6 protein-coding genes and 1 pseudogene are annotated in these 4,871 nt (G+C 67.0%); 2 read left to right on the top strand and 5 right to left on the bottom strand.

Going from position 1 to position 4,871, the window contains the following annotated elements:
- Positions 1–441: ERAP1-like C-terminal domain-containing protein (locus ACYQ1Z_RS15560; protein ID WP_459793452.1), on the top strand; the 441-nt coding region annotated here is incomplete at its 5' end.
- 66 nt (positions 442–507) lie between these two features.
- On the opposite strand, the gene ACYQ1Z_RS15555 is transcribed toward ACYQ1Z_RS15560, so the two are convergent.
- From ACYQ1Z_RS15555 to ACYQ1Z_RS15535, 5 genes are all read right to left on the bottom strand, one after another.
- Positions 508–1,602, bottom strand: coding sequence for a lipoate--protein ligase family protein (locus tag ACYQ1Z_RS15555; RefSeq protein WP_459793451.1), 1,095 nt, complete (start codon positions 1,600–1,602; stop codon positions 508–510).
- A gap of 96 nt (positions 1,603–1,698) precedes the next feature.
- Positions 1,699–1,956 (bottom strand): type B 50S ribosomal protein L31, encoded by a 258-nt coding sequence (locus ACYQ1Z_RS15550; protein ID WP_009358283.1) that lies wholly within the window; start codon positions 1,954–1,956, stop codon positions 1,699–1,701.
- Positions 1,957–2,109: 153 nt separating this feature from the next.
- Entirely contained in the window at positions 2,110–2,919 is an 810-nt protein-coding gene (locus ACYQ1Z_RS15545; RefSeq protein ID WP_459793450.1) for a TrmH family RNA methyltransferase, read from the bottom strand.
- 7 nt (positions 2,920–2,926) lie between these two features.
- Entirely contained in the window at positions 2,927–3,712 is a 786-nt protein-coding gene (locus ACYQ1Z_RS15540; RefSeq protein ID WP_459793449.1) for a sulfite exporter TauE/SafE family protein, read from the bottom strand.
- Positions 3,713–3,731: 19 nt separating this feature from the next.
- Positions 3,732–4,517, bottom strand: a complete 786-nt coding sequence (locus ACYQ1Z_RS15535; protein WP_459793448.1) for an ABC transporter ATP-binding protein — start codon at positions 4,515–4,517, stop codon at positions 3,732–3,734.
- Positions 4,518–4,664: 147 nt separating this feature from the next.
- On the opposite strand from ACYQ1Z_RS15535, the pseudogene ACYQ1Z_RS15530 reads away from it, so the two are divergent.
- Positions 4,665–4,871, top strand: a pseudogene (locus ACYQ1Z_RS15530) (phosphoserine phosphatase SerB); the annotation flags it as partial.

The raw sequence follows: 4,871 nt of genomic DNA, 5'->3' as shown, positions 1-4,871 counted from the left end.
GGGCACGCCACAGCCGCGGCCGCGCGCCCGGACCCGGCGGTCAAGGACGCCGCCTGGCAGGAAGCCGTGCACGGCACCGGGCTGTCCAACCAGTTGCTCACCGCCACCATCAGCGGGTTCACCACCGCCCCGGGAGAACTTCTGGAACCCTACGTGGAGCCGTACTTCGGGTGCCTGCGCGACGTCTGGGAGCAACGAAGCATCGAGATCGCCAGCCGGATCGTCCGGGGCCTGTTCCCGCTGGACCAGGACCTGGGGCCAGGCATGGAGCCGGCCGGGCACCCAGTGCTGCGCCGGACGGATGCCTGGCTGGAGGCCAACCCCGACGCGCCGCGCGCCCTGCGCCGGATCGTCGTGGAGCAGCGCGACCACCTGCTCCGCGCGCTCAAGGCCCAGGCCGCCCTCGTCAACTCATCCACCGCGGGCGCCCCTGCGCACTGACCCCGGAGTTCGATGCGGTGCGGCTGTCGGTGCGCAGCCAGCCGGCCCGTCAGTGCGCTGCCGGGATCAGGGAACCCGGTGCAACCACTCGCCGGTGCCGAACTTTGCCGCCACCCGTTCCCGGGCGGCCGCGAGTTCGGCGTCGGTCAGCTCTGAGGGGGTGGCCCCGTAGCGCTCGCTGAACACGTCCATCATGGCCTCGATGATGCCGGTACGCGGCAAGCCGGTCTGCCGGCGGAGCGGATCCACCCGCTTCTTCGCGCTCCGTGTTCCCTTATCCGAGAGCTTCTCTTTGCCGATCCGCAGGACTTCGACCATCTTGTCGGCGTCGATGTCGTAGCTCATGGTGACGTGGTGCAGCATGCCGCCGTTGGCCAGCCTCTTCTGCGCCGCACCGCCGATCTTCCCCTGCTCCGTCGCGATGTCGTTGAGCGGCACGTAGAAGGCGGTGATGCCGAGTTTCTCGAGCGCTGCCATCACCCACGCGTCGAGGAACGGATAGGAGTCGGCGAAGCTGAGGCCGTCAACCAGGGTTTGCGGCACGTACAGCGAGTAGGTGATGCAGTTGCCGGCCTCCATGAACATCGCTCCCCCGCCGCTGATGCGCCGGACCACCTTGATGCCGTGCTTCGCCACGCCCTCCGGGTCCACTTCATTCCGGACCGACTGGAAGCTGCCGATCACCACGGACGGTTCCTGCCAGTCCCAGAAGCGTAGGGTGGGGTTCCTGCGGCCGGCGCCCACCTCGCCGGTCAGGACCTCGTCCAGGGCGACGTTGATTTCCGTGGGCAGCACGGACGGGCCGATGATGTTCCAGTGGTGGTCGGTCCAGGACGAGGCTTTGGCCAGTGCGCGGCGGACGGTGACGGCCACGGCGTCGGCGGTGAAGCCGAACAGGACAGCGTCCGCCGGCAGGGACGCTGCCACGGCGGCCGCCAGGTCCGCGGCCGGGGTTGTCTCCGGCAGGCCGGTGAGGGCGCGGTTGATGTCCAGCAGCGCCTCGTCCGGTTCCAGGAAGAAGTCCCCGCTGATCGAGACGTCCGTGAGCACTCCGCCGGCCACGGCCAGGTCAGCGACGACCAGTTTGCCGCCCGGCACCTTGTATTCGCCGTGCAGGCGGTCGGAGAAGGATTGGCTGGTGCCGGGAGGAAGGTGCGTCATGGCTTCCATCCTGCCTCACCCGGCGGTTCGCCGCTTAAAACGCCAAAAGCCCGCACCGTTGCCGGTACGGGCTTTGCGTGAAGCTTGGGGAAGAAATTACTTCTTGCCGCCGAAGCCCTTGAAGCGAGCGTTGAAGCGCTCGACGCGGCCTGCGGAGTCCATGATGCGCTGCTTGCCCGTGTAGAACGGGTGGGACTCGGAGGAGATTTCGACGTCGATGACCGGGTAGGTGTTGCCGTCTTCCCACTCGATGGTCTTGGAGGAGGACACGGTGGACTTGGTCAGGAACTTGACGCCGGAAGCCAGGTCGTTGAAAACAACAGCTTCGTACTTCGGGTGGATATCAGACTTCATAATGGGACCTTTGTTCGCGCAACTGGATTTTGCCAGTTGCCAGGTATGAATGGGATGGCTGCCGGTGCCGTGGCCGAAGCCGGAACAGCAGGACAACCAGCTGTCAATCATACCGGACGGCGGCCTGCCTGACGAACCGGGGCTCCCGGCGCCTTAGTCCCGGGCACGGAGCTCCCAGAACGCCACTGCCGATGCGGCGGCCACATTGAGTGAGTCCACGCCATTGCGCATGGGGATCTTGACGGCGAGGTCGACGGCGGCAAGCGTCCCGGCGCTCATGCCGGCGCCTTCGGTGCCCAGCACCAGGGCCAACTTCTCCGGGTTGCGGGACGCGACGGCGTCGACGTCCTGCGCGTCGTCCGTGAGTTCCAGGGCGGCGACGGTAAACCCGTGTTCCTTGAGGATATTCAGGTCGTCCGGCCAGGCGTCCAGCCGCGCCCACGGCACCTGGAACACGGTGCCCATGCTGACCCGCACACTGCGCCGGTACAGGGGGTCGCCGCAGCGGGGCGACACGAGGACGGCGTCGATGTCGAGGGCGGCGGCGGAGCGGAAGATGGCGCCAACGTTCGTGTGGTCCACGATGTCCTCGAGCACCGCCACCCGTCGGGCTCTGGCCAGGAGCTCCGCCAGCGGCACGGGAACCGGACGGTGCATCGCCGCCATGGCGCCGCGGTGGAGGTGGAAGCCGGTGATCTCCTCCAGCAGGGACGCCTTCCCCACGAACGCCGGCACATCGGGGTACGCGTCCAGGACGTCCTGCAGGTCCGCAAGCCATTTCTCGGCCAGGAAGAACGAGCGGGGCCGGTGTCCGGCGGCGAGGGCCCGCCGCAGGACCCGGGACGATTCGGCAATGTACATGCCTTCGGCGGGTTCGCGGAGCTTGCGCAGGTGGACGTCCGTCAGCTGGGTATAGTCCGCAACCCGCGGATCGTCCGCGGATTCGAGGTAGTGGATTGTCACCGGGTGATTATTTCAGCAGATTGGCGATCATGAATCCCAGGGCGACGATGCCCAGGGTAAAGATGACGCCGCGAAGCACGCGCGGGGAAAGTTTCCGACCCACCCGCGAGCCGACCAGGCCGCCAATGGTGGAACTCACGGCGATCAACAGGACCACCAGCCAGTTGATCCGGTCGAACGCGAACAGCAGGTAGGACACGGCCGCCACCAGGTTGACGCCGAGCACCAGGATGTTCTTCATCGCGTTGGCGTTCTGCATGGTCCCGCTGAGGAAAACACCAAGGATGCCAACCAGCAGGATGCCCTGGGCGGCCACGAAGTAGCCGCCGTAGACACCGGCGAGATAGACCAGCACCACCAGGAGGACGCCGTGGCTGCGGTCCCGGACCGCATGTTCCGGGTTCTCCTCGCGGGTGCGCACCCAGGACTGCAGCCGCGGCTGGAACAGCACCATCAGGAGGGCGAGGACCAGCAGGACCGGCGCAACGTAGTGGAAGACCTCCTCGGGCAGGTGCAGCAGCAGCCAGGCGCCGGAGATTCCGCCCAGGAGCGACGCCGGGAGCAGCTTCATCAGCTGCCGGCCCCGGCCAACCAGTTCCCGGCGGTAACCCCAGGCGCCCGATGCATTGCCTGCCACCAGGCCCATGGCATTGCTCATGGACGCCACCACGGGTGTCACGCCGAGGGCGATGAGTACGGGAAAGGTCACCAGGGTGCCTGAACCGACCACCGCGTTGATGGTCCCGGCCCAAAGGCCCGCGAAAAAGACCAGGATGCTGCTAAGGATCTCCACTGCTGGCGCTGGCCCTGCCTTAGCGGCGGGCGGTGGCGGAGTAGCGGCCCGCGTTTTCCGTTACGTCCAGCTCCAGGCCGAAGGTGGTGCTGAGGTGCTCGTCGGTGAGGACGTCACCGATCGGGCCGGCCGCTACCACGGCGCCCTCGCGCAGCAGCATGGCGTGCGTGAAACCGGGCGGGACTTCTTCCAGGTGGTGGGTGACCAGGACCATGGCGGGGGCGGCCTCGTCACTGGCGAGCTCACCCAGCTTGTGGACGAGCTCCTCACGTCCGCCGAGGTCGAGCCCGGCGGCGGGCTCGTCCAGCAGCAGCAGCTCGGGATCCGTCATGAGGGCGCGGGCGATCTGGACGCGCTTGCGTTCACCCTCGGAGAGGGTGGCGAAGGTGCGGTTCAGCAGCGGACCCATCCCCCAGTCGTTGAGCAGTCGGAAGGCGCGGCGCTCGTCGTCGCGCTCGTAGCCTTCCCGCCAGCGTCCCGTGACGCCGTAAGCGGCGGTGACCACAACGTTGAGGACGTTTTCGTGTTCCGGGATCTGGGTGGCGAGGGCGGCCGAGGACAAGCCGATGCGGGGGCGCAGTTCAAAGACGTCTACCCGTCCCAGGGTTTCATCCAGGATCCCCGCTGTGCCGCTGCTGGGGTGGAGGCGGGCTGCCGCGATCTGCAGGAGGGTGGTTTTGCCGGCACCGTTCGGGCCCAGGATGACCCAGCGTTCGCCTTCATTGACTTCCCAGTCAACCTTGTCCAGCAGGGTCTTTTTGCCTCGGACAACGCTGACGGAAGCCAATTCCAGAACATCACTCATAGGAGTAGACACTAGGACAAAAGGGAGGCTGACTGATAACCGGCATGAAGCCACCGGAACCCCCGTCCAGCGGCGGTGATACGGCCCACATCCGGGAACCCGCAATGAATTCAAGGGAGCCCGCGGCCGCTCGATAAGATTGCAGGCATGACTTCGAACGTGACTGCGGTCAGCTATGGCCAGAATATGACCCCTGACGGGCTGGAGCAGCTGCGTTCCATCCTCACCGCCCACGGTGCCGCCCTCCAGTCGGAGGCGTCCTCCGGCGACGAACGGTACCGGGTGCACACCGCCGAGCTGGACCTTCCCAATGCCACAGCAGCGGGGATGGCCGCACTGCGCCGCGTCGTGGCC

Source organism: Arthrobacter sp. AD-310, from assembly GCF_054656615.1.
Note: the sequence above shows the minus strand (reverse complement) of the source record. Positions and strands in the feature narration are given on the sequence as shown.